This is a genomic window from Nguyenibacter vanlangensis, assembly GCF_013376155.1.
Lineage (GTDB): Bacteria > Pseudomonadota > Alphaproteobacteria > Acetobacterales > Acetobacteraceae > Gluconacetobacter > Gluconacetobacter vanlangensis.
The window spans coordinates 1-778 of sequence record NZ_JABXXP010001037.1; the positions used below are offsets into that span (position 1 = coordinate 1).

The 778-nt window shown below is 70.7% G+C and carries 1 protein-coding gene; it reads right to left on the bottom strand.

Annotated features, from left to right (window positions below; translation table 11 throughout):
• On the bottom strand, nucleotides 1-442 hold a 442-nt coding region (locus HUK84_RS21055), incomplete at its 3' end, for an alcohol dehydrogenase catalytic domain-containing protein (protein ID WP_176641907.1).
• Nucleotides 443-778: the final 336 nt, after the last annotated feature.

A 778-nucleotide genomic window follows, 5' to 3' on the forward strand; every position in this document is an offset into this window, starting at 1 on the left:
ACCCCGGCGTCAGCCCCTGGCGCTCCAGCGCCAGCACGCACAGCATGGCGGTATAGCCCGCGGTGCCGATCGCCATGGCCTGCCGGGTGCTGAACGCCCGGGGCAGGGGGACCAGCCAGTCGCCCCGCACGCGCGCCAGTTGCGACAGCCCGCCCCAATGGCTTTCGCCGATGCCATAGCCGTTCAGCACGACCCGGTCGCCCGGGCGGTAATCCGGATGGTCGGATTCGGTCACGACGCCGGCCAGGTCGATGCCCGGCACCATGGGAAAATTCCGCACGACGGGCGCGCGCCCGGTGATCGCCAGCGCGTCCTTATAGTTCAGCGACGAATATTCCACCCGCACCGTCACGTCGCCGTCCGGCAGCCGCACCGGCTCCAGCGCGCGCAGGCCCGCATGGTACCCGTTCGCGTCCTTGTCGATCACGATGGCCCTGAACATCATCCGCCTCCGTCCCTGTTCCCGCCCCCGGCATCATCCCACCCGATCCGCAAGAACGCGGCAACCGCGCGCGCGGTGCATCGGATATGCATCGGGGGATATGCATCGGACACGCGCGGGGGACACGCGCGGGCTTTGACCCGCGCGGCCGCTTCGGGCAGGGTCGGGCGGAATTGCACCCGGCCCCGCCGGGCCGATCGTCCCGGCACTTCGGAGTCGCCCCGCCATGCCCCACTATCCCGACACGCTGCTGTTCATCGACGGGCGATGGACCCCGGCGGCCGACGGCCGGTTCATCGACGTGCTGAACCCGGCGACCGAACAGGTGATCGGCCG